Origin of the sequence: Bradyrhizobium sp. Ec3.3, assembly GCF_000472925.1 — a bacterium.
GTDB lineage: Bacteria > Pseudomonadota > Alphaproteobacteria > Rhizobiales > Xanthobacteraceae > Bradyrhizobium.
In genome coordinates this window covers 108892-131892 of record NZ_KI421478.1, presented here as the reverse complement: position 1 = coordinate 131892, position 23001 = coordinate 108892, and the positions used below count along the sequence as shown (strand labels likewise).

Annotated in this window: 20 protein-coding genes and 1 pseudogene; 16 read left to right on the top strand and 5 right to left on the bottom strand. The window is 64.2% G+C overall.

Annotated features, from left to right (window positions below):
- On the bottom strand, nt 1-1428 hold the full coding sequence (locus YUU_RS0147265; RefSeq protein WP_027528357.1) for a serine hydrolase: 1428 nt from the start codon (nt 1426-1428) through the stop codon (nt 1-3).
- A gap of 145 nt (nt 1429-1573) precedes the next feature.
- Complete coding sequence (locus YUU_RS0147260; protein WP_027528356.1) at nt 1574-2635, bottom strand: helix-turn-helix domain-containing protein; 1062 nt, start codon at nt 2633-2635, stop codon at nt 1574-1576.
- A 190-nt stretch (nt 2636-2825) separates the two neighbouring features.
- On the opposite strand from YUU_RS0147260, the gene YUU_RS0147255 reads away from it, so the two are divergent.
- From YUU_RS0147255 to YUU_RS0147245, 3 genes are all read left to right on the top strand, one after another.
- Entirely contained in the window at nt 2826-3743 is a 918-nt protein-coding gene (locus YUU_RS0147255; RefSeq protein WP_027528355.1) for a pirin family protein, read from the top strand.
- Between the two features lie 65 nt (nt 3744-3808).
- Nucleotides 3809-4723 (top strand): phosphoribosylaminoimidazolesuccinocarboxamide synthase, encoded by a 915-nt coding sequence (locus tag YUU_RS0147250; RefSeq protein WP_027528354.1) that lies wholly within the window; start codon nt 3809-3811, stop codon nt 4721-4723.
- Nucleotides 4724-5064: 341 nt separating this feature from the next.
- Nucleotides 5065-7281 (top strand): SLC26A/SulP transporter family protein, encoded by a 2217-nt coding sequence (locus YUU_RS0147245; RefSeq protein WP_027528353.1) that lies wholly within the window; start codon nt 5065-5067, stop codon nt 7279-7281.
- Between the two features lie 114 nt (nt 7282-7395).
- Here YUU_RS0147245 and YUU_RS0147240 read toward each other — a convergent pair whose 3' ends face one another.
- Both YUU_RS0147240 and YUU_RS0147235 read right to left on the bottom strand, forming a co-directional pair.
- Nucleotides 7396-8889 carry an NAD-dependent succinate-semialdehyde dehydrogenase gene (locus YUU_RS0147240; RefSeq protein ID WP_027528352.1) on the bottom strand — a complete coding sequence of 498 codons (1494 nt, stop codon included), beginning with the start codon at nt 8887-8889 and terminating at the stop codon, nt 7396-7398.
- Nucleotides 8890-9109: 220 nt separating this feature from the next.
- Nucleotides 9110-9430 (bottom strand): hypothetical protein, encoded by a 321-nt coding sequence (locus YUU_RS0147235; RefSeq protein ID WP_027528351.1) that lies wholly within the window; start codon nt 9428-9430, stop codon nt 9110-9112.
- A 338-nt stretch (nt 9431-9768) separates the two neighbouring features.
- On the opposite strand from YUU_RS0147235, the pseudogene YUU_RS54655 reads away from it, so the two are divergent.
- A pseudogene (locus tag YUU_RS54655) lies at nt 9769-10958 on the top strand (serine hydrolase domain-containing protein).
- A 116-nt stretch (nt 10959-11074) separates the two neighbouring features.
- On the top strand, nt 11075-12769 hold the full coding sequence (locus YUU_RS0147225) for an AMP-binding protein (protein WP_027528350.1): 1695 nt from the start codon (nt 11075-11077) through the stop codon (nt 12767-12769).
- A 147-nt stretch (nt 12770-12916) separates the two neighbouring features.
- Here the strand turns inward: YUU_RS0147225 and YUU_RS0147220 are convergent, their stop codons facing one another.
- Nucleotides 12917-13918, bottom strand: a complete 1002-nt coding sequence (locus YUU_RS0147220; protein ID WP_027528349.1) for an adenosine kinase — start codon at nt 13916-13918, stop codon at nt 12917-12919.
- 186 nt (nt 13919-14104) lie between these two features.
- Between YUU_RS0147220 and murJ the strand changes: the two genes are divergently transcribed.
- The 11 genes from murJ to miaB all read left to right on the top strand — a co-directional run bounded on the left by murJ (nt 14105) and on the right by miaB (nt 22979).
- Complete coding sequence (murJ, locus tag YUU_RS0147215; protein ID WP_027528348.1) at nt 14105-15655, top strand: murein biosynthesis integral membrane protein MurJ; 1551 nt, start codon at nt 14105-14107, stop codon at nt 15653-15655.
- Nucleotides 15656-15741: 86 nt separating this feature from the next.
- Complete coding sequence (trpS, locus tag YUU_RS0147210) at nt 15742-16794, top strand: tryptophan--tRNA ligase (RefSeq protein WP_027528347.1); 1053 nt, start codon at nt 15742-15744, stop codon at nt 16792-16794.
- 16 nt (nt 16795-16810) lie between these two features.
- On the top strand, nt 16811-17206 hold the full coding sequence (locus YUU_RS54650) for a hypothetical protein (RefSeq protein ID WP_051390305.1): 396 nt from the start codon (nt 16811-16813) through the stop codon (nt 17204-17206).
- Nucleotides 17207-17284: 78 nt separating this feature from the next.
- Nucleotides 17285-17779, top strand: a complete 495-nt coding sequence (locus tag YUU_RS0147200; protein ID WP_027528346.1) for a universal stress protein — start codon at nt 17285-17287, stop codon at nt 17777-17779.
- 155 nt (nt 17780-17934) lie between these two features.
- Nucleotides 17935-18504, top strand: a complete 570-nt coding sequence (locus YUU_RS0147195; protein ID WP_027528345.1) for a NifU family protein — start codon at nt 17935-17937, stop codon at nt 18502-18504.
- A gap of 88 nt (nt 18505-18592) precedes the next feature.
- On the top strand, nt 18593-19288 hold the full coding sequence (gene tsaB / locus YUU_RS0147190) for a tRNA (adenosine(37)-N6)-threonylcarbamoyltransferase complex dimerization subunit type 1 TsaB (protein ID WP_027528344.1): 696 nt from the start codon (nt 18593-18595) through the stop codon (nt 19286-19288).
- Nucleotides 19285-19770 (top strand): ribosomal protein S18-alanine N-acetyltransferase, encoded by a 486-nt coding sequence (rimI, locus tag YUU_RS0147185; protein WP_027528343.1) that lies wholly within the window; start codon nt 19285-19287, stop codon nt 19768-19770. Before tsaB ends, rimI begins: the two co-directional genes overlap by 4 nt.
- Nucleotides 19771-19808: 38 nt before the next feature.
- Nucleotides 19809-20264 (top strand): Fur family transcriptional regulator, encoded by a 456-nt coding sequence (locus YUU_RS0147180; RefSeq protein ID WP_027528342.1) that lies wholly within the window; start codon nt 19809-19811, stop codon nt 20262-20264.
- Nucleotides 20264-20947, top strand: a complete 684-nt coding sequence (locus tag YUU_RS0147175; RefSeq protein ID WP_027528341.1) for an HAD family hydrolase — start codon at nt 20264-20266, stop codon at nt 20945-20947. Before YUU_RS0147180 ends, YUU_RS0147175 begins: the two co-directional genes overlap by 1 nt.
- Nucleotides 20948-20957: 10 nt before the next feature.
- Nucleotides 20958-21368 (top strand): hypothetical protein, encoded by a 411-nt coding sequence (locus YUU_RS0147170; RefSeq protein ID WP_051390304.1) that lies wholly within the window; start codon nt 20958-20960, stop codon nt 21366-21368.
- A 213-nt stretch (nt 21369-21581) separates the two neighbouring features.
- A complete protein-coding gene (gene miaB / locus YUU_RS0147165) occupies nt 21582-22979 on the top strand; it encodes a tRNA (N6-isopentenyl adenosine(37)-C2)-methylthiotransferase MiaB (protein WP_027528339.1) in 1398 nt (465 codons plus the stop codon).
- Nucleotides 22980-23001 lie beyond the last annotated feature (22 nt).

Genomic DNA, 23001 nt, shown 5'->3' with positions numbered 1-23001 from the left:
CTAATTCCCACCCGCCATCTTGCTCTTGTCATGCGTGGCTGCGACCACGTCGCGGACGAGGTCGAACACGCCGTCCACCTCCGGTGGCCAGTTCGGCGAGCGGCCGAGGCGCACGATCACCAGGCGCTCGGACGGGATCACGATCGCATATTGCCCGATCGTCCCCTTGGCGAAGAACGCATCGCGCGGCCAGCCATGTTCGATGCGGAATTTCGCGCCAAAGCTGTCGCCCTGATTGGTCCAGAAGCCGGCGCCGATGCCGACCCAGGCATTTGGCGTCGCCGATGCCGAATAGCTGACCCAGCCCTCGGGCAGGATACGCTTGCCGCCAACGACGCCGTCGTTGAGATAGAGCTGGCCGAACCGAGCCCAGTCGCGTGCGGACGCCAGCATTTCGCCGGAGCCCTCGATCGTGCCGGCGCCGTCGAGCTGAAGCGTGACGTTGACCATGCCGAGCGGCGCGAACAGTTCGCGGCGCGCGAAACGGAGCGCATCTCCGGGCTTACCGCCGGCGGCATTGCGGATCAGCTGCGCGAGGATGACGAAGTTGCCGTCGTGATAATTCCAGGCCGTGTCCGGCGCGGTCGCAAGCGGCGCACGCTCGGCAAAGGCTGCCATGTCGTTTTCCGCATACTTCATCGTGTTGACCGGCTCGAGCGCAGAGCCGAGCGAGGCCTGCAACGAGCTTCCGAGCGCGAGCCCAGCGGTGTGACGCAGCAACTGGTCGACGGTGATGGCATGGCGCGGATCATCCGGATTCTGCCAGGCGGCGATCGGCGCGGGCCCGTCGAGCTTGAGTTTGCCCTGGCGCACTAGAATGCCTGTCAGCGCCGAGGTCACCGACTTGGTCATGGAGAAGCCGAGCAGCGGCGTCTGCGGTCCGACACCGTCGGCATACCGCTCGGCGATGATGTGGCCGGCCTTCATGACGACGATCGCGCGCGTGCGCCGATAGGGCGGCTGCGCGGGTTCGGTGAAAGCGCGGTCGAGCGCGGTTGACAGTCCTTCGCTTTGCGGCTCCACCAGTCCCGGGCCGGCGATCTCCGGCAGCAAGGCGGGCTGCTTGTCGTCAGGCGGCAGTGCCACGTCGGTGATCCGCTGGCCGTGCTCGAGCGTGCAGCCGAGCCCCTCACGATAGACGGCGTGGCTGCGACCGATGCCGAACAGTGACACCGTCACATCCTTGCGCACGCGATCGACCTGAAAATCCATCGCCCAGGTCAACAGACCGGCGCCCGGCATCGCATCCGTGGTCTCGGCGAGATTGTGCTGGGGATCGAGGCCGGAGACGAACGTTTCCGCGCAGAGCGTGTCGGCGATGAAGCCGGTGGCAACCTTGGGCACATCGCGCGCCCGCGCCGCGCCGAGCGCGAGGCCGGCACAGGCAATGGCGGTGGTGAGGAGGAGGATTTTTCGGCGGCGGGTCACAGGCTTTCTCCGGTTCGAGGCGAGTGCCGGAGAGGGAGCCGGATGCGGGCGGGAAGCGCTCGCCGGATTTGGAAAATGACCTGGTTGAAACTGATCGGACCTAGCCGATTTTGAAATTTATCTGTGATTTCAATGATCTAAAAATCTAAGCCGCATCGGCCTTGAGTCGGCGATATTCCGTCGGCGTCACGCCGGTCACCGCCTTGAAGGCGCGGTTGAACGGGCCGAGGGACTGGAAGCCGGCGTCCATCGCGATGGTGATAACGGGAACCTCGGCCTGGGTGGGATCGGCCAGCGCGGCCTTCGCCTCCTCGATCCGGTGGTTGTTCAGGAACACATTGAAGTTGCGGTAGCCGAGCCGCTGGTTGATCAGCCGACGCAACCGGTATTCCGGGATCTTCAGCCGGCCCGCCAGCACGCCGATGGTGATGTTCTCCTGGCGGTAGATCCGCTCATCCGCCATCAGCCGCATCAGGGCATCGATCAGCTTCTGGTCAGCGGCATCTTCGGCTCCTTGCGGGCTGAAAATGACCGCCGGTGCGGCCTCCGCGGCAACCGGAAACAGATCGGCGGCATCGACGCGCATCATGGCATAGGCGATGGCCGCGACGATGCAGGCGAGCACGCCGGCATTGATCGTGTCGGCGGCATCGCCGACGCGGTAACCCGCGACGGAGATCTGAAGCAGTGCATTCACTCCGCCATAGAGCGCGCCGGCACAGACGAGGAAGACGCGAACGCGGCGGCGGCGCTCGACCAGGTCGGCCGGCCACGAGGCGATCGTCTGCCCAATCGCAAGCGCGATGAAGCCGAGCACGATCAGATTGACCACCGTCACCGAGAACCGCACGTGGCCGCCCGGTGCAATCCAGAGGCATCCAACGAAGCTGAACGCCGTCACCAGCGCCCAGACCCATCCGTGCCACCAGCTCAAGCGAAACTCATCGTCGAACAGCGCGCGCGTGAACAGCCAGAACACCACGATGTTGCCGGTCGATAGCGCAATTAGCGGCGCATGCGATGCCGGGATCCGCGACGTGACACCAACCGAATAGCTAACCGCATGCGCGGCCAAGCCCAGTGCGAGAGCAGCACCGAGCCGCCCCGCCAACACGTTGCGAAAATCGGCGACCAATGACGCAGCCAGCACCAGTAGCAGCGCGACGCTGGCGGAGCGGAAGGCAAGCTCGAGAGCGGCTGTAGTCATCAAATGTTGCGACCGATGGGTTTGGGCAGCCCGAACATCGTCCGTCAGGCCGATTTTTTCAAGCACCCGCAGGTTATCAGAGTTAGCGACGCCTCATCACGCGCATGCGATGAGCGGTCCGGGTATTATTGCGACGGCAATGCCAAATCCTGCTACGATTGCGCCAAAGACGGCCAACAGGAGTTCTCCCATGAGCTGGATGCCCGACAACGATCCCGTGCTCGGCGATCCCAAAACATGCGATGCGCTCGATCTCGTCATCGTGCCGCGCACCCGCGATCTCGGCGATGGATTTGAAGTCCGCCGCGCGCTGCCGCATGGCAAGCGGCAGATGGTCGGGCCCTTCATCTTCTTCGATCATTTCGGCCCGGTGCAGTTCGTTTCCGGCAAGGGCATGGACGTGCGGCCGCATCCACATATCGGCCTTGCCACCGTCACCTATCTGTTCGACGGCGCGATCATGCATCGCGACAGCGAGGGCAACGTCCAGGAGATCGCGCCCGGCGCGATGAATCTGATGACCGCCGGCCGCGGCATAGCGCATTCCGAGCGCACGCCGGATACGCAGCGCGCCTCGGGTCAGAAGATGCTGGGCTTGCAAAGCTGGATCGCGCTGCCGGCAGCATCGGAAGAGATCGCGCCGTCGTTCCAGCACTACGCCGCCGGCGACCTGCCGATGATCTCCGAGCGCGATTTCACCGCGCGGGTGATCGCCGGCTCCGCGTTCGGCATCACCTCGCCGGTCACGATGGTCTCGCCCTGGTTCTATACCGAGGTGACGGCGGCGGAAGGCGCGAGCGTGCCGCTCGACCCCGATCACGAGGAGCGCGCGATCTATGTCGTCGACGGCGAGGTCGAGATCGCCAATGAGCGGTATGAGGGGCCGCGCCTGCTGATCTTCCGGCCCGGCGACCGCATCACCGTGAAGGCCGTGAGGCCGACGCGGATGATGTTTCTCGGCGGCGATGCACTGGAGGGTCCGCGCCACATCTGGTGGAATTTCGTCTCCTCCAGCAAGGAGCGGATCGAGCAGGCCAAGCAGGACTGGAAAACCGGCCGCTTTGCGGCTGTTCCGCAGGAACACGAGTTCATTCCGCTGCCGGAATAGGCTATCCCGATCTTGGGCCGCCTTTTCGCGCGGCTTAAGATCTCCTGTCCGAAGGCCCCCTGCCGATGACCACCATGCTCTCCAGTGACCTGCCGCTCCCCAAGATCGGGCGTGGCAAGGTGCGCGATATCTACGCCGTCGATGACGACCGCCTGCTGCTCGTCACCACCGACCGCATCAGCGCCTTCGACGTCGTGATGGGCGAGACCATCCCGATGAAGGGAGCGGTGCTAACCCAGATCAGCGCCTTCTGGTTCAGGGAGCTCGAAGGCGTGGTGCCGCATCACGTCATCAGCGCCAACACGGATGAGATCATCGCAGCAGTGCCGGCGCTGAAAGCGCACCGCGCCGACATCCTCGGCCGCGCCATGCTGTGCAAGCGCACCACGGTGTTTCCGATCGAATGCGTGATCCGCGGCTACATCTCCGGCTCCGCCTGGAAGGAATACGCGGCCTCCGGCACGCTCGCCGGTGAGAAGCTGCCGGCGGGGCTCGTGGAGAGCGAAAAACTCGATCCTGCGATCTTCAGCCCGGCGACCAAGGCCGAGACCGGCCATGACGAGAACATCACGATCGCGCGGATGCGTGAGATCGTCGGCGACGAGGTCGCCTATACGCTGGAAAGCATGACGCGCGCGATCTACACGCTCGGCGAGGAGCTGGCGCGAGAACAGGGCATCATCATCGCGGACACCAAGTTCGAATTCGGCCGCGACAAGGACGGCCGCATCATCCTGATCGACGAGGTGATGACGCCGGACTCATCGCGCTTCTGGGCGGTCGACGCCTACAAGCCCGGCCAGCCGCAGGCGAGCTTCGACAAGCAGCCGTTGCGCGACTATCTCGATGTCGAGCGCCGCGCCGGCCGCTGGAACGGCGACGCCCCGCCCCCGCCGCTGCCGGCAAGCGTCGTCGAGGCGACGAGCAAGAGGTACCTGGAAGCGTATCGGCGGATTACGGGGTCGGAGCTGAAGCTCTAGCTCTCCTCGCGAGTCATCGTCGGGGACGCACTCCGACGTTGACCGCCATTCACATTCCGCTGTCGTCCTGGACAAGCGAGCGGAGCGAGCGTTGATCCAGGACCCATTACCACAGGACAGGGTTTGGCGAAGATTCGCGGTTACGTTCGCTCCACGACTTCTCCCTGGGGTAATGGGTCCGGGCTTTCGCCAGGACGACACCGAGGCTGACACGGCGCCTTCGACCGATCATTTCAGATCGCCCAAACTGTTGGCTATTTCATATTTGCAAGAATCCTTTTGCGCTAGGCTCGCAGTCGTCTACGTCTCGGACGGGAATTTTCAGAGGCGAGCGCAAGGGCGTGACAGATCCAGCAATCACCTACGATCCAGCCACTCGATTCGATCCGACTCTCAAGCGTGCGCTGAATGATATACTGGGCGGCGGCGCCGCGAGCGTGCTGACCGTCACCTTCGGGCTCTCCTATGCCCTGCTGATCTTCGCCGGTCCGCTCTCGCCCTATCTGTCCTACGGAATCGCCGCGACCTTCATCAGCTCCGCCGTGCTTGCGGCCGTCATCGGATTCGGAAGCTCCCTGCCCTTTGCGATTGCCGCGCCGGACAGCTCCACCGCTGCGGTGACGGGAATCCTGGCCGCCTCGCTGGTCGAGCGCATCGATGCGGCGAATCTGCCGGCACCATTGCTCTCGTCCGTGTTGATCACGCTCGGCCTGTCGACCGTTCTGACCGGTATCACGCTGTGCGGATTGGGGCTGACGCGGATGGGCCGGGCGATCCGCTACGTGCCTTATCCCGTGGTCGGCGGATTCCTCGGAGCCACCGGACTTCTGATCGTCATGGGCGCGATCCGGGTGATCACCAATCATCCGGTGCAGCTCGGGACGCTGTTGCGCTTCACCAGCGGCGTCACCCTGTCGGAACTGGGAGCGGCCTGCGCCATGGCGCTGGTGCTGTACCTCACCTGGCATCGCTCGCGCAGCCCGTTCGGACTGCCCATCATCCTTGTCGGCGGCATGCTCACGGCGCATGTGGCGTTCTGGATCGCGGGCATCTCGCCGGAGGACGCGCGCGCCATGGGCTGGACCTTCCAGCCTCCGCCGCCGGCGGCCTTCATGCTGCCCTGGCACAGCGATGATCTCGTCCGCTATCCCTGGTCCGCCGTGCCGGACCTGCTCGGCAACGTGGTTGCCGTGATCTTCGTCACGGCGTCCAGCACATTGTTCAACACCACGGGGATCGAGGTCGCCGTGCATCGCGAGGCCAATCTGGAGCGCGAGCTGAACATCACGGGCGCGGCCAACATCCTGACCGGGGCAATCGGCGGCTATACCGGCTGCATTTCGGTCAGCCGTTCGATTCTCAATTTCAGCAGCGGCGGCCGCGGACGCTTGTCCGGCCTCACCGTCGCGGCCATGTCGCTGCTGATGCTCGCCATCGGCCCCGACCTGCTCGGGTTCATGCCGAAATTCGTGCTGGGCGGCCTTCTGCTCTATCTCGGCGCCGATCAGCTCCACAAATGGATCATCGAATCGCGCAAGCGGCTGTCGAAGCTCGAATATCTGTCGCTGATCGCCATCATCATCATCATTGTCGGCTGGGGCTTCGTGCCGGGCATCCTGATCGGCGTGATCATCGGCTGCCTGACATTCGCGTTCAGCGCGGCGCGGGTGGAGTCGATCAAGTACAGCTTTGACGGCTCCGAATACCGCTCTTCGCTCGACCGCTCGCGCGACGACCAGGAGGTGCTGCTGGCCCATGGCGGCACGATCCAGGGCCTGAACCTGCAGAGCTACCTGTTCTTCGGCTCCGCCAACCGGCTCTATCAGCACGTCAAGCGCCTGCTCCAGGAGCGGCCGGAGTGCCGCTATCTGCTGTTCGACTTCAAGCTCGTGACCGGCGTCGATTCGTCAGCCGCCTACAGCTTTGCCCAGATCAAGCGCAGCGCACGCGACCTCGGCGTCGAGCTGATCCTGGTGCATCTGTCGGCCGCGGCCGAAAAGGTGCTGCGGTCCAGCGATTTCATCAGTGAAGGCGTCACCATCATTCCCGAGCTCGATCATGCGCTGGAGTGGTGTGAGAACGAGATCATCTCGCAACATCAGGGGCTGGCGCAGGAAGAGGCCAACCTGCGGGACTGGTTCGCGCGGATTCTCGATAGCGAGCGTGACGCCGACGAGTTGATCCGCCGCTGCCAGCGTATCGAGGTCGACGCCGGGGAGGTCATCGTGCACGCCGGCGACCCAGCCGATTCCATGCACTTCATCCTCGACGGACGTGTCGGCATCATGGTCCCGGCCGAGGACAACCGGACCACCCGCGTGCGCAGCCTTGGCCGCTACACCACGATCGGCGAGATGGGTCTGGTGTCGCATACGCCGCGCAGCGCGACCATCCAGGCCGAGGTCGCGAGCGTGCTCTATGTACTGAACACGCACCAGTTCGATGCGATCAGGGACGAAGACCCCGAGCTCAGCCATAAGCTCCTGACTTATTTCGTGTCGGTCATGGCCGAGCGGCTGAGCTTTGCAAACAGGACGATCGCGGTGCTGCGGCGCTGACGAAAGCGTAGCCCGGATGGAGCGAAGCGCAATCCGGGTTTCTCACCAGACTCGGGAATCCCGGATTTCGCTTCGCTCCATCCGGGCTACGGCACTCCATCCGCGGCTACAAACCTAAATTCCCGCCATCATCACGTATTTGATCTCGACATATTCTTCCATGCCGTGATGCGAGCCTTCGCGGCCGAGACCGCTTTCCTTGACGCCGCCGAAGGGCGCGACTTCCGTCGTGATCAGGCCGGTGTTGACGCCGACCATGCCGGATTCCAGCGCTTCGGCGACACGCCAGACGCGGCCGAGGTCGCGGGAATAGAAGTAGGAGGCGAGACCGAACGGCGAGTTGTTGCACATCGCGATCACCTCGGCTTCGTCCTTGAAACGGAACACCGGCGCGAGCGGGCCGAAGGTCTCTTCATGCGCAACGAGTGCATCCGGCTTGACGTTGGCAAGCACCGTCGGCTCGAAGAAGCTGCCGCCGAGCGCATGGCGCTTACCGCCGGTGACGATTTTGGCGCCGCCCTTGACTGCATCCTCGATGTGCTTTTCGACCTTCAGCACTGCGTCCAAATTGATCAGCGGCCCCTGCACCACGCCGGTCTCGGTGCCGTCGCCGATCTTCATCGCCGCGACCTTCTTGGAAAGCTTCTCGACGAACTCGTCGTAGATCTTGTCCTGGGCATAGAGGCGGTTGGCGCAGACGCAGGTCTGACCCATGTTGCGATATTTCGAGACGATCGCACCTTCAACCGCTGCATCGATATCGGCATCGTCGAACACCACGAACGGCGCATTGCCGCCAAGCTCGAGGCCGAGCTTCTTCACCCCGACGGACGCCTGCTGATAGAGGATCTTGCCGACCTCCGTCGAACCGGTGAAGCCGACGAAGCGCACGGCGGGATGCTCGCACAGCACCTTGCCGATCGCCGACGAATTGCCGGTGAGGATGTTGAACACGCCCTTCGGCACGCCGGCCTTCTCGGCGAGCGCGACCAGCGCAAGCGCCGTCAGCGGCGTTTCATTCGCGGGCTTCAGCACCACGGTGCAGCCAGCCGCGAGCGCAGGCGAGACCTTGCGGGTGATCATGGAGCAGGGAAAGTTCCACGGCGTGATGGCGCCGCAGACGCCGATCGGCTGCTTGATCGCAAGCAGGCGTGCGTCGGGACGCTGAGTCGGGATGGTCTCGCCATAGACACGGCGGGCCTCCTCGGCAAAGAACTCGACATAGGCGCCGCCGATATCGACCTCGCCGAGCGCTTCAGGCAGCGGCTTGCCTTGCTCGGAGGTCAGGATCAGCGCGAGATCCTCGCGATTGGCCGCAATCAATTCGAACCATTTGCGCAAGATGTTGGAGCGCTGCTTGGCGGTCAACTTGGCCCAGGCAGGGAAGGCGCGCTCGGCGGCTTGCACCGCCTGCGTCGTCTCTGCCGTGCTCATGACCGGGACTTTTGCGAGCTCGACGCCGTTCGCCGGATTGGTCACCGGCCGCGACGGCGTGCCAACCCAGGCGCCGTCGATGTAGCAGGCCTCGCGCAGCAGCGAGGGATCCTTGAGACGATCGCGCAGGGCGGCGGTGGCTTGCGGGGCGCGTGCGGCGGCGGTCGGGGTCATGGCGTTGCTCCTAGGACTGTCGGATTGGCCCGGAATATAGGGGCATGCGGGGCATATTGCATCGCCCCGCAACGCAAGTCTGCGTCAAGCTAATCTGGGATCAGCGCGAAGCCGGCGCAGGACGATTTTTGCTTGAGTCTGGCCGCGATCTCTTACCTCTGCGTACGGGAGGTGTCCTGCATCGTGGGCAGAACTCAGCTCAACTCAGTCTTGGCGTTGTCTACGCCGCGCCGCTCATATAGGTCTCGCGCCGGCCGATCATGCGCTCGGCGGCCGCCTTCGCGTCGGCCCTGGTCGAGGTGGCGCAGGTCCGGTACTCGAGATCCGGCACGGAAGTGGTGTCGCGCCGGCCGAACCACGACTTCGAGCCGACCGGCAGCAGCGCCAGGGCCTGCGCCAGATTGTCGACCGCTCCGAAGGAATGTAGCGCGCCGGTACCGGCGATCCGGACTTCGTAAATGCCTGGCGAAATCGGCGCCTCGAGGTTCTCGCCCCGCCCCTGACGGGGATAGCGCTTCCATTCGCTCCAGGTCGAAATCATTTTAAGCCCCCTCGCGGCAACCGAAGCCGCCAGCATTTGCTTCAAATCTTTGGCCGGCCGCGTCGAATTGGCCGGATTCTGAACGCCTTCACAAAATATTTCAGAGCAGTATGCCCGAAGCATATCGCCTGATACCCCGCGAGGTCTCGGCGAAGTGCGGTCATCCACCGCAGATTGTGACGAGGTGTTGCAGTTTGGTCCCCGTGTCGTCCTTCGCGGGTGACCCGCCGTCAAGTCACGACATCGCGAACGGCGCTGCAGTTGAGATGCTTGCCGCACGTGGTTCGCGGGAGGACAATCGATCACTTCCAACAATAATCAAACCGGAGGAAATGCGCATGCAAAGCAAAGCCCAGATCGATCAGGTTCTGCGCCAGAAGAGCGATGCGAAGGCCATTCCCGGCGTGGTCGCCGTCGCCGCGACCGGCAAGGACGTGCTGTATGAAGGCGCGTTCGGCAAGCGCGACCTGTCCGAGCCCGATGCAATGACGGTGGACAGCGTGTTCTGGATCGCGTCGATGACGAAGGCGGTCACCGCCGCAGGTGCGATGCAACTGGTCGAGCAGGGCAAGCTTTCGCTCGAAGCACCAATCAGCACGGTGTTGCCGGACCTCGCCGCCCCGCAAGTGCTCGAAGGTTTTGATGCCAATGGCGCGCCAAAGCTGCGTCCGGCGAAGCGGCCGATCACGCTGCGCCAACTCATGACCCATACCGCCGGCTTCTGCTATGAATTGTGGAACGGCGACATCGCCGCTTTTCTGGAAAAAACGGGAACGCCGGGAATCACCACCTGCAAGAACCACACGTTGAGAAGGCCGATTACGTCCGATCCGGGCACGCGCTGGGAATACGGCATCAACATCGATTTCGTCGGCAAGGCGGTCGAGGCCGTCAGCGGCAAGCGGCTCGACGCGTACTTGCGCGACAACCTGTTCGCGCCGCTCGGCATGAGTGATACGGCGTTCAAGATCACCGATGACATGCGCAAGCGGCTGGTCGGCATGCACGCGCGCGGCGAGAACGGACAGGTCGCTGCGATCCCGTTCGAGCTCGAGCAGGAGCCGGAATTCCACATGGGTGGCGGCGGCCTTTATTCCACCGCAAGCGACTATATCAAGTTCACCCAGATGATCCTGAACAAGGGCCGCGGCAACGGCAACCAGGTCCTCAGGCCTGAGACGATCTCAACGATGAGCCAGAACCACATCGGCGATTTCAACGTCACCAAGTTGACTTCGGCTGCACCGATCTACACCAACGATGTCGACCTCTATCCTAGGCGAAGAAGTGGGGCCTCAGCTTCATGATCAACACCGCCAAGACGGCTGAGGGCCGCAGCCCGGGCAGCATGGCCTGGGCGGGACTCGCCAACACCTTTTTCTGGATCGATCCGTCACGCGACGTCACCGGCGTGATCCTGATGCAACTCCTACCCTTCGTCGACAAGGACTGCCTGGAAGCCTTCGCCGGCTTCGAACGGGGCGTCTATGCCGGCCTCGATGCCGGAAGCGGCCAGAGGGCGGCATAGCCCCTTAAGTCTAAGACGCGCCTTGTCGCGCGTGCTCACAACAAGATGTACCGTGCCCCGAAGGCCCTCGCCCTCGGGGCACGTGGCCATCATGAAACGGGCTGGAGGACACGACCTTGGCAGACAAAGCTGACAGCTATGTTTGTGGCATCTCCGATACGCCGCTGCTCGGCGACACGATCGGCCGCAGCCTCGACCTGGCCGTGCGGCGCTGGGGCGATCGCGAGGCGCTGGTCTCGCCCAGCCACGGCGTCAGGTGGACCTGGACGGAATTTGCCGAACGGGTCGATGCGCTCGCCGCCGGCTTTCTGGCGCTCGGCCTGGAACGCGGGGCGCGGATCGGCATCTGGTCGCTGAACCGCCCGGAATGGACCTTGACCCAGTTCGCGGCCGCCAAGGCCGGGCTGATCCTGGTGACGATCAATCCCGCCTATCGCCTCAGCGAGCTGGAATTCGCGCTTCACAAGGTCGGCTGCGCGGCGATCGTCACCGCGACGGCCTTCAAGACCAGCAACTACATGGAGATGCTCAACACGCTGCTGCCGGAGCTTGCCAGTGCCAGGCCGGGGCAACTGCACGCGGCGCGGCTGCCCGATTTACGCATCGTCATCCAGATCGGCGGTCCCGCCGTATCAGGCACGATCCCGTTCGAAGAAGTCGCGCGCATGGGTAGCGCCCGTCACCGGGAACAGCTGGCGGCGCTCGGCGCGTCCTTGCAGTTCGACGATCCCGTCAACATCCAGTTCACCAGCGGCACGACCGGCTCACCCAAGGGCGTGACGCTGACCCATCACAACATCCTCAACAACGGCTATTTCACCGGACGCGCGATGCGCCTGACCGAGACGGATCGCATCTGCATCCCGGTGCCGCTCTATCACTGCTTCGGCATGGTGATGGGCAATCTCGCCTCCGTCACGCTCGGCGCGGCCATGGTCTACCCCGGCGAGGGTTTTGATCCGCTCGTGACGCTGCGGACGATCGAGCAGGAGAAATGCACCGCGGTCTACGGGGTGCCGACGATGTTCATCGCTGAGCTCGATCACTCCGATTTCTCGAAGTTCAATCTAAGAACGCTGCGCACGGGCATCATGGCCGGGGCGCCGTGTCCGATCGAGGTGATGAAGCGCGTCAACACCGAGATGAACATGCGGGAGGTGACGATCGCCTACGGCATGACCGAGACCAGCCCGGTCAGCTTCCAGAGCGCGGTCGATGATCCGCTTGAGCGCCGCGTCTCCACCGTCGGACGCATTCATCCGCATGTCGAGGTCAAGGTCGTCGATCTCGACGGCAAGATCGTCAAGCGCGGCGAACGCGGCGAGCTCTGCACCCGCGGCTACAGCGTCATGCTCGGCTATTGGGAGGACAAGGAGAAGACCGCCGACGTGCTCGACGCCAACGGCTGGATGCACACCGGGGACCTCGCCACCATCGACGCCGAGGGCTATTGCAACATCGTCGGCCGCATCAAGGACATGGTGATCCGCGGCGGGGAAAACCTCTACCCGCGCGAGATCGAGGAATTCCTTTATCGCCACCCGAAGATCCAGGACGTGCAGATCTTTGGCGTGGCGGATACCCGCTACGGCGAGGAGCTCTGCGCCTGGATCCGCGTCAGGTCAGGCGAGAAGCTGACGACCGAGGAGGTCCGCGCCTTCTGCGAGGGCCAGATCGCCCACAACAAGATCCCGCGCTACGTCGAGTTCGTCGACGAATTCCCGATGACAGTGACGGGAAAGATCCAGAAGTTTTTGATGCGGGATGCCGTGGAGAAACGGCTCGGGCTGAAGGCGGCGAAGACGGCGTGAGTGACCGGCCCAAGGGAGGCTGTCATTCCCCGCGAAGGCGGGGGATCCAGTACGCCGCGGCCTCTCCGTATTCGTCGCTGTCTCTGGAATACTGGATCGCCCGGTTTCAAGCCGGGCGATGACAGCGGAGACTGAGGCGAGTTCGCGCTACACCGTCAATCCGCGCTGCTGCGCCAGCTCCTTCAGCGAAACCTGCGGGCGGGCGCCGATGTGCTGGATCACTTCGGCCGCGGCGAGCGCGCCGAGCTGGCCGCATTGCTTGTAGGAGAGATCCCGCGCGAGGCCGAACAGGAAGCCGGCAGCGAAGAGATCGCCGGCGCCGGTGGTGTCGACGAGCTTGTCGATCGGCGAGGCCGGCACCGCGACGGCATCTTCTGATGACACCACCATGCAGCCCTTCTCGCTGCGCGTGACCACGCCGAGATTGACGTCGTTGCGGAGCTGCTTGAGCGCGGCGTCGAAATCCGAGGTCATGTAGAGCGAATGCAGCTCGGACTCGTTGGCAAACACGATATCAACCGTGCCGTTCTTCATCAGCGACAGGAACTCGTCGCGATAGCGGTCGACGCAGAACGAATCCGATAGCGTCAGCGCCACCCTGCGGCGCGCATCATGCGCGATCTTCGCCGCCTTGAGGAAAGCATCCTTGGCGTTCTTGGGGTCCCAGAGATAGCCCTCGAGATAGACGATGCGCGCGGCCGCGATTTCGGCCGGATCGATGTCGGCGGGCGACAGGTCCTGCGCCGCGCCGAGATAGGTGTTCATGGTGCGCTCGCCATCCGCCGTCACCAGGATGTAGGAGCAGCCGGTGGCAGGGCCGTCCTTGGCGGCCGGGGTGTCGAAGGCAACGCCGGCAGCGCGGATGTCGTGCACATAGAGCTTGCCGATCTGGTCGTCCTTGACCTTGCCGACATAGGACGCCCGCGCCCCCAGGCTCGCAACGCCGACGATGGTGTTGGCGGCTGAGCCTCCCGACACTTCCGTGGCCGGGCCCATATCCTTGTAGATGGCGGCGGCGCGCGCCTCGTCGATCAGGGACATGCTGCCCTTGGTCATGCCGTGTTTGGCGAGAAAAGCCTCGTCGGTCCGGACCAGCACGTCGAACAGCGCGTTGCCGATCCCCAAGACGTCATATTTCGCGTCAGCCATTCACCTTGATCCTGTTGCCCGATTGCGGTTACGCGGAAAATCCGCTTCCTGTTCGGCTCGAAATCCGGCTCGCGGCCTATCACGTTAGGCCCCGCGCGAGCAAGCAACGAAGGGTTATCTTTTGACGCGTTTTCTTTACGCGAACCGGGACCGCTTCGCTCGAAAACGCTATGGTATGTAGGCCCGATGATCCGCTCCTTCCTGACCGTTTCGACGGGAACATTGGCCTCGCGGCTGTTGGGCTTTGCCCGCGATTCCCTGATCGCGGCGCTGCTCGGGACCGGTGCCGTCGCGGACGCATTTCTCGCCGCGTTCCAGCTCGTCAACGTGGTACGCCGGCTGCTCAGCGAAGGCGCGCTCAATGCGGCGCTGGTCCCGGCCTGGCTCGGCATCCTTGAGCGCGATGGCGAAGAGGCTGCGGCGGCCTTCGCCGGCCGCGTCCTGGGGACGATCAGCGCGGCGTTGATCGTAGCCTCGATCGTGATCGCGCTGGTGATGCCGCTCATCATCACCATCATCGCGCCGGGCTTCGTCGGAAGCGACACGCGCGATCTGGCGGTCGCGAACGCGCGGCTGATGCTGCCCTATCTCGCCTTCGCCGGCCCGGTCACGGTGCTGATGGGGCTGCTCAATGCGCAAGGCCGCTTTGCGCTCACGGCGTTCTCGCCGCTGCTGTTCAACATCGCGCTGATCGCCGCGATCGCAGCTCTGCTGCTGGAACACGCCGATGCGGTCTTCGCCGCATGGACGCTTGCCGCGACCGTCGGCATCGCCGGCCTCTTGCAACTGTTGATGCTGGGCTCGCAGCGCAGCGCGCGCCTCGCCACGCCCCTGCGCGTCACCTTCGACAAGAAAATGCGCGGCTTCTTCGCCAAGGCGATCCCCGGCATGATCGCAAGCTCGGGACCACAATGGCTGATGGTGGCGGGTGCCATCATTGCTTCGGCGACGCCGTCGGCCGTCTCCTGGCTCTATTTCGCCAACCGCCTGATCGAATTACCGCTCGGCATCGTCGGTGTCGCCATGGGTACCGTGCTGGTGCCGGAGCTGACACGCGCGACCGGTAGCGGCGACCGCGGCGCCGTGGCGCATGCCGAATCTCGGGCGCTCGAGCTCGCCACGGGTCTCGCGCTGCCGGCGACCCTTGGCCTGATCGTGCTGGCCGAGCCGATCGTGCGCTTGCTGTTCGAGCATGGCGCGTTCGGCGCGGCCGACACTGCGGCCAGCGCACGCGCGCTGATGGCGCTGGCGCTCGGCCTGCCCGCCCATGTCCTGATCAAGGCCCTGTCGCCGGCCTTCTTTGCCCGCGGCGACACCATGGCGCCGCTGATCGCGACTGCAAAGGGGTTCGTGGTCGCCGTGGCGCTCGCGGTGGTTCTAGGCCATGTCTTCGGCGCAACGGGCATTGCAGCGAGCATCGCCTGCGGCGCCTGGAGCAGCGCGCTCTCGCTGCTTCGCAAGGGTGCAGACGAATTCGGCTTCGCGGTCGACGACGACGCCCGCAAGCGGCTGCCGCGGATCGCGCTCGCCGCGCTCGCCATGGGCACCCTGCTCTGGCTCACGACCGCGATCACGCCCGCCGGCGGCCACAGCCTGCTCGGGTTGATCGTTCTCGGCCTTCAGATCACGGGTGGCCTGGTGGCCTATGGCCTGTTCCTGAAACTGCTCGGCATCGCGTCCTGGCGCGAGGCCGTTGCCGCCTTGAGGCGGCCGGCGCATCAGGACCGGGGCGCGTAAGAGCAGCGAATTACACTTGACGGAGCAGCGCCGCTGTTGGAAACGACGGCCCGTACCTCTGGGGAAAGCTTGCCAGGAAAGCTGCCATGCCATTCGTTGAACGGGTTTTTTCGGGCGTCCAGCCGACGGGCAATCTGCACCTCGGCAATTACCTCGGCGCGATCGTCAACTTCGTGAAGATGCAGGAAACGCACAACTGCATCTATTGCGTGGTCGACATGCATGCGATCACGCAAGGCGTGGACGTCTGGGGCGGACCGGCCGAGCTCGCGCGCAACACCCGCGAGGTGACCGCGGCGTTCATCGCTAGCGGCATCGATCCGAAGAAGCACATCGTGTTCAACCAGAGCCAGGTCGCCGGCCACGCCGAGCTTGCCTGGATCTTCAACTGCGTCGCGCGCATGGGCTGGCTCAACCGCATGACCCAGTTCAAGGAGAAGGCCGGCAAGGACCGCGAGAACGCCTCCGTCGGCCTCTACGATTATCCCGTGCTGATGGCGGCCGACATCCTGCTTTATCGCGCCACGCATGTTCCGGTCGGCGAGGACCAGAAGCAGCATCTCGAGCTTTCGCGCGACATCGCGCAGAAGTTCAACAACGATTTTGGCGATTCGATTCGCGGTCACGGCTTCGGCGACGGCCTGCTCTTCCCGCTGCCGGAGCCGCTGATCACGGGGCCCGCGACGCGCGTGATGAGCTTGCGGGACGGCACCAAGAAGATGTCGAAGTCGGATGCGTCGGACTACTCGCGCATCAATTTGACCGACGATGCCGACACCATCGCGCAGAAGGTCCGCAAGGCGAAGACCGATCCGGAGCCGCTGCCGACGGAGGAGAAGGGCCTGGAAGCGCGCCCCGAGGCCGACAACCTTGTCGGGATCTTCGCCGCGCTGTCGGGCCGGGCGAAAGCCGACGTGCTGCGCGATTTCGGCGGCGGCCAGTTCTCCAGTTTCAAGAACGCGCTGGTCGATCTCTGCGTGACAAAGCTGGCGCCGATCGCCGGCGAAATGAAGCGCCTGGTTGCCGATCCCGGTCACATCGATACCATCCTGAACGACGGCGCCGACCGCGCGCGCGCGATTGCGGACGAGACCATGGCGCTTTCCAAGGACATCGTCGGCTTCATCCGCAAGCGCTAGTCGGCGGACGACGCCGATGAGAACGCCAGACTTCGAAAGAGATGGCTGGCGCCTCGGAGACGGGGAGGAGCGCCACCGCGCTACCCCCGAGACCTTTCAAATTCCGGATCTCGCCGTCCGGAAGCTTCTCCAGCCTGGCGACTACGCCAAGCTGATCTTCGAGATTGTCGTCGAGGGTGAAGAACACCCATCCGTTGAGCGGATGTGGGTGATCGTCCGCGAGCGCAAGGCGAATGGCTATGTCGGCATGCTCGCGAATCAACCCGCTTCTGTCGCTGAGAACGATCAGTTTTGGCTAGGAACCGAACTGCCGTTTGAGTACCTGCACATCATTTCCGTGCAGCCGGGCGACGCAGAGAGTGTTGCAGCCGCGAAGGCGCCCGTGCCGATCCCCTGGAATCGTCCAGACTAGGGCTCAGATCGGCGACGCCGCTTGTCGAAGACGGCCACACCGTGGCAGCATGCCGGGCGGGGATACGCCGGGACATGCATGAGCAGCAAGCGACGATGCTTTGAGCCGGGTCACAAGCCCAAATGCCTTGTCATCGTCGACGACACCGCCGAATGGGACCGCGCGGTCTATTATGCCAGCCGCTGGGCGATCCGCGCCGGCGGCGGCGTGGTGATGCTGCGCATCATCGAGACCGAGGACCAGAACCAGCAATGGCTCGGTGTCGCCGACATCATGCGCGCTGAAGCGGAGGAGGCGGCGAACGCCGCGCTCGATCGCGCCGCCGGCCGCGCCAACGGCATCGCCGCGATCACGCCGGAACGCGTGATCCGGGAGGGCTACCCGATGGAACAATTGCTCGAGGTCATCGACCAGGATCCGGATATCGCGATGCTGGTGCTCGCGGCCAATCCCGGCGCCGAGGGACCGGGGCCGCTCGTCGCGCTGCTCGCCAACGCCGTCGGCACGTTCCCGATTCCGGTGACGATCATCTCGGGCGAGCTGAGCGACCCCGAGGTCGACGCGCTGTCATAGGACCGCTTTCCCCTCCCCGTAAGCGGCGCGAGGGGTTAACCCGCTGATCCCGCAGCGAAACTCCCCTACCCGCCCCTTGACCGTGCGTTTGGCGTCGCCATCTGGTACTGAGAGCTCACGCGCCGGCCTTGAACCGGCGACGTCCGGAGAAAACCATGTTCATTCAGACCGAAGCCACCCCCAATCCCGCCACGCTGAAGTTCATTCCCGGCCGCGTCGTGTCCGATGGCGGCCCGATGGAATTCGGCTCGCGCGAGGCCGCCGCCCGCTCGCCGCTCGCCGAAAAACTGTTCGACGTGCCCGGCGTCACCAGCGTGTTCTACGGCAGCGACTTCATCACCGTGACCAAATCGAGCGGTGAATGGCAGCAGCTCAAGCCCGCGATCCTCGGCGCGATCATGGAGCATTATATGTCCGGCGCGCCGCTGCTCGCCGATGGCGTGGCCGCCAGCGACGACGACCTCGACGAGGAAGACGAATTTTTCGACGAGGCGGATGCCGAGACGGTCGACATGATCAAGGATCTGATCGAGACCCGCGTGCGTCCCGCGGTCGCCAATGATGGCGGCGACATCACCTTCCGCGGCTTCAAGGACGGCGTCGTCTACCTCAACATGAAGGGCGCCTGCTCCGGTTGCCCGTCATCGACCGCGACGCTCCAGCACGGCATCCAGAACCTCTTGAGGCACTTCGTGCCCGACGTGGTCGAAGTCCGGCCGATGTGATTTGGCCGCGAATGGCGAGTAGCGAATGGCGAATGAAACCCCGATCGGTTAGGCTGCTCGCTATTCGCCACTCGCCATTCGCTTTTCTATGCTGATCCTTGCCATCGATACTGCGCTCGACGCCTGCGCCGCGGCCGTGCTCGACACCGAAACCGCCGAACTGCGCGCGCAGGAATCGCTGCCGATGAAGCGCGGGCATGCGGAAGCCTTGATGCCGCTGATCGCGCGGGTGATGCAATCGGCCGAGCTCAGCTTCACCGCGCTCGACCGCATCGCGGTTACCACCGGTCCCGGCAGCTTCACGGGGCTGCGCGTCGGGATTTCGGCCGCGCGCGGACTTGCGCTCGCCGCCGGCAAGCCGGCGGTGGGGCTGACGACGCTGTCGGCCTATGCTGCCGCCATCATCAGCCAGAACAAGCCGGCACCTGTCATCTCCGCAATCGACGCGCGGCATGACCACGTCTATTTTCAGATCGTCGCCGGCGACGGCAGCCAGCTCGTGCGGCCAGGAGTTGCTGGCGTCGATGAGGCGATCGCCGCCTCGCAATTCGGCGCGCCGCATCTGGTCGGCAATGCCGCCAAAATTCTCGCCGATCGCTGGCCGAAGGACGCAGCCCAACCGATCGCCGTCGATCCGCAGGCAGCGCCCGACATCAATTGGGTGGCCTGGCTGGGTGCGGCCGCCGATCCCGACACCAATCCGGCGCGTCCGTTCTATTTGCGGGCGCCCGATGCGAAACCGGCCGCCATGCCGCCGCTCGCAGCACACGCAACAGCCCCATGATGAATTGGCTCGCCGAATGGTGGCGCGGCGGCACCGCCGTCGTCGAGGGCGCGAGCGCGCGTGACGCTGCGCGCCTCGCGCAACTGCATGGCGCAGCCTTTGCGCGCGGCTGGGGCGAAGGCGAATTCGAAAGCATGATGAGCGAGCGCAACACGCTGGTGCATCGCTTGCGATTGGGCCGCAAGACGATCGGTTTTGCGGTCTCGCGGATGGGCGCCGACGAGGCGGAAATCCTCTCCATTGCCGTCGACCAGGCCTATCGCGGCCGCGGGTTCTCTCGCGCGCTGCTCTTGACCCATCTCGGCCACCTCGCCGGCCGCGGCGTGCGCACTATATTTCTCGAAGTTGAGGAAAATAACCGGCCGGCGCGGGCCCTCTACGACGGCATCGGATTCATGGTGGTCGGGCGCCGCGAACGCTACTATAAGCAGGCGAACGGGGAACAATTGAACGCACTTCTGATGCGACGTGACTTGTCGTAACATCGACTGAACAAGGCGCCCGCCAGGCAGACAACCCTATGACCGTACTCAAACATTCTTCCGCGACCAAGGCGACCGGCATCGAGGCGCGCTGTGCCGCCACCGGCATGCGCATGACCGAGCAGCGCCGCGTCATCGCCCGCGTGCTCGCGGAAGCAGTAGATCACCCCGATGTCGAGGAACTCTATCGACGCTGCGTCGCCGTCGACGACAAGATCTCGATCTCGACCGTCTATCGCACCGTAAAACTGTTCGAGGATGCCGGCATCATCGAGCGCCACGATTTCCGCGAGGGCCGCGCGCGCTACGAGCAGATGCGCGACAGCCATCACGACCACCTCATCAATTTGCGCGACGGCAAGGTGATCGAGTTCACCTCCGAAGAGATCGAGAAGCTGCAGGCGGAGATCGCCCGCAAGCTCGGCTACAAGCTGGTCGATCACCGGCTCGAGCTCTATTGCGTCCCGCTCGACGACGACAAGCCTGCAAGTTAGTGCCTGTAGACCTTATCATCTTCGACTGCGACGGCGTGCTCGTTGACAGCGAGGTGATCTCCTGTCGCGCGCATGCGGATGTGCTGACGCGCCACGGCTACCCGATCACACCGGAGCAGGTATTGGTCCGCTTCCTCGGCGTATCCGAGCGGGATGCGCGGCTGATGGTCGAACAGGAAATCGGCCGCAAGCTACCTGACGATCTGGAGCAGCAGGTGAATGCGGCGACGCTGCGATTTTATGCCAGCGATCTGCTGCCGATCACCCATGTGGCCGCCGCGATTGGCGCAATCGATTTGCCCAAATGCGTTGCATCGAGCGGCACACCGGAGAAGATCCGTCACGGCCTGTCTTGTGCCGGGCTATACGATATGCTTGCTCCGCACATCTTTTCCGCAAGCCAGGTCGCACGCGGCAAGCCCGCACCCGATCTGTTTCTGTTCGCCGCCGAGCATATGAAAGCCGCGCCGGAACGATGCCTCGTGATCGAGGACAGCGTTCCCGGGGTGACGGGTGCGCACGCTGCCGGGATGACCGTGCTCGGCTTTCACGGCGGTAGCCACTGCCCACCGGGTCACGCCGCCAGGCTGCGTGCGGCCGGCGCTGGAGTGACGTTCGATGACATGCGGCGGTTGCCGGAGCTGGTCCGGCAGGTCGCGGCCGACCCTGAGCTTTTGGCGTGAAGAATGTGCGGTGAACTTGGACGAGCAACACGAAATTCAGCTGATTGGCGCCGGTGACGACGAGAGAGCTGTGCTCATCGAGCACGACGTTGGTGATACGTGCAGGCTGAGCTGCACTTATCGCGGAAGGAAAATCGAAGCCAACGCTGACGATTTCTTCGAGGCTCTGTGCCTGATACGCCGTCAGCTTGAACCTGAGGGGTTCATCCCATTCTGCTACGGTGCCAGCCTCAATGTGTATCCTTCTGGAATGGCGAGAGACATGGGACGGGGCCTGAAGGCATACCGGCTGACCAAGGGTGCCCACGTGCACATGACCGATCTCGTCGAAATCTTCGAAACGGGGCCTGATGTCATCCCCGCCTCGGTTGATGCGCAGGATGCGTTCTGGAGAGAATGGCTCGCCACCCCGCGCCGGTAGGTTGATACACCCAGGTCGCCGCAGCTTGGCCTGCCATCGTCGTTTCGGGGCATCGCGCCGCGATTAGCCCGGAATCCAGGGGATTTGGCGCGAGATTCCGGGTTCGATGCTTTGCATCGCCCCGGAATGACGGTCTCTGAGGGGTCCAATCGCTGGATTTTCGCCCCTACAGCCTATATCTGAGGGCCGTTCTCCACCTCAAATCCGGGTTCCATGACGCCGCCGCGCAAGCTGCACATCAAATCATATGGCTGCCAGATGAACGTCTACGATGCCCAGCGCATGGTCGACACGCTGGCGCCGGAAGGATTCGTGGAGACGGCGAGCACAGAGGATGCCGACCTCGTCATCCTCAACACCTGCCATATCCGCGAGAAGGCGTCGGAGAAGGTCTATTCCGAGCTCGGGCGCCTGCGCGTCGCCAAGGACGAGGCCGCGCGCGGTGGCCGCACCATGCAGATCGCGGTCGCCGGCTGCGTCGCGCAGGCCGAGGGCGAGGAGATCGTGCGCCGCGCTCCGGTGGTCGACGTCGTGGTCGGGCCGCAGAGCTATCACCATTTGCCGGAGCTGTTGAAGCGCGCAGGCCATGACGGCCGCGCGATCGAGACCGAATTTCCGGCGGCCGACAAGTTCGGCTTCCTCGCCCAGCCAAAGCCCGAGGCGATCCGCGCGCGCGGCATCTCCGCCTTCGTCACCGTGCAGGAAGGCTGCGACAAGTTCTGCACCTTCTGCGTCGTGCCCTATACGCGCGGCGCCGAGGTGTCGCGTCCGGTTGCGAAGATCGTCGACGACGTGAAGCGGCTAGCCGACCATGGCGTGCGCGAACTCACGCTGATCGGCCAGAACGTCAACGCCTATCACGGCGAGGGACCGGACGGACAAAGCTGGCCGCTCGGCAAGCTGCTCGAGCATCTCGCGCAGATTCCCGGCATCGTTCGGCTGCGCTATTCGACCAGCCATCCCCGCGACGTCGACGACAGCCTGATTGCGGCCCACCGCGACCTTCCCGGCCTGATGCCCTTCGTGCACCTGCCGGTGCAGTCGGGCTCGGACCGGATCCTGGCGGCCATGAACCGCAAGCATACCGCCGATGAATACCGGAAGATCATCGACCGTTTCCGGGCTGTACGCCAAGACATTGCTTTTTCATCAGATTTTATCGTGGGTTTCCCTGGGGAGACCGAGCAAGATTTTCGCGCGACCCTCGCACTGGTCACACAAATCGGCTACGCTGCAGCCTACTCGTTCAAATATTCGGCCCGGCCGGGAACCCCAGCCGCGGAGATGCAGGAGACGGTGTCCCTAGTCGAGATGGACCAGCGATTGGAGCGGCTCCAGGAGTTGATCGACGCCCAGCAATCGGCCTTCAACAAGGCTGCGATTGGTACAACCGTCGACGTGTTGTTCGAGCGCGAGGCGCGCAAGGACGGCCAGATCGTCGGTCGCACCGCTTACCTTCAGCCCGCACATGTGATGGCATCGCCCGATATCATCGGAAAAATCCTGCCGGTTCGCATCGACAGCCTCGAACGCTACAGCCTGCTCGGCGAGCTCGTGACGCCCGAGCCCGCGCAGCGGCCCGCTTTATCGCCAATCGCCACTGGAGCCTGAAACCCTTGCCAAAAAGCGCATC

Coding starts and splice junctions, on each gene's coding strand:
- YUU_RS0147260 (WP_027528356.1), bottom strand. CDS start 2,635: ATGACTACAGCCGCTCTCGAGCTTGCCTTCCGCTCCGCCAGCGTCGCG.
- YUU_RS0147255 (WP_027528355.1), top strand. CDS start 2,826: ATGAGCTGGATGCCCGACAACGATCCCGTGCTCGGCGATCCCAAAACA.
- YUU_RS0147250 (WP_027528354.1), top strand. CDS start 3,809: ATGACCACCATGCTCTCCAGTGACCTGCCGCTCCCCAAGATCGGGCGT.
- YUU_RS0147240 (WP_027528352.1), bottom strand. CDS start 8,889: ATGACCCCGACCGCCGCCGCACGCGCCCCGCAAGCCACCGCCGCCCTG.
- YUU_RS0147235 (WP_027528351.1), bottom strand. CDS start 9,430: ATGATTTCGACCTGGAGCGAATGGAAGCGCTATCCCCGTCAGGGGCGG.
- YUU_RS0147220 (WP_027528349.1), bottom strand. CDS start 13,918: ATGGCTGACGCGAAATATGACGTCTTGGGGATCGGCAACGCGCTGTTC.
- murJ (WP_027528348.1), top strand. CDS start 14,105: ATGATCCGCTCCTTCCTGACCGTTTCGACGGGAACATTGGCCTCGCGG.
- trpS (WP_027528347.1), top strand. CDS start 15,742: ATGCCATTCGTTGAACGGGTTTTTTCGGGCGTCCAGCCGACGGGCAAT.
- YUU_RS54650 (WP_051390305.1), top strand. CDS start 16,811: ATGAGAACGCCAGACTTCGAAAGAGATGGCTGGCGCCTCGGAGACGGG.
- YUU_RS0147200 (WP_027528346.1), top strand. CDS start 17,285: ATGAGCAGCAAGCGACGATGCTTTGAGCCGGGTCACAAGCCCAAATGC.
- YUU_RS0147195 (WP_027528345.1), top strand. CDS start 17,935: ATGTTCATTCAGACCGAAGCCACCCCCAATCCCGCCACGCTGAAGTTC.
- tsaB (WP_027528344.1), top strand. CDS start 18,593: ATGCTGATCCTTGCCATCGATACTGCGCTCGACGCCTGCGCCGCGGCC.
- rimI (WP_027528343.1), top strand. CDS start 19,285: ATGATGAATTGGCTCGCCGAATGGTGGCGCGGCGGCACCGCCGTCGTC.
- YUU_RS0147180 (WP_027528342.1), top strand. CDS start 19,809: ATGACCGTACTCAAACATTCTTCCGCGACCAAGGCGACCGGCATCGAG.
- miaB (WP_027528339.1), top strand. CDS start 21,582: ATGACGCCGCCGCGCAAGCTGCACATCAAATCATATGGCTGCCAGATG.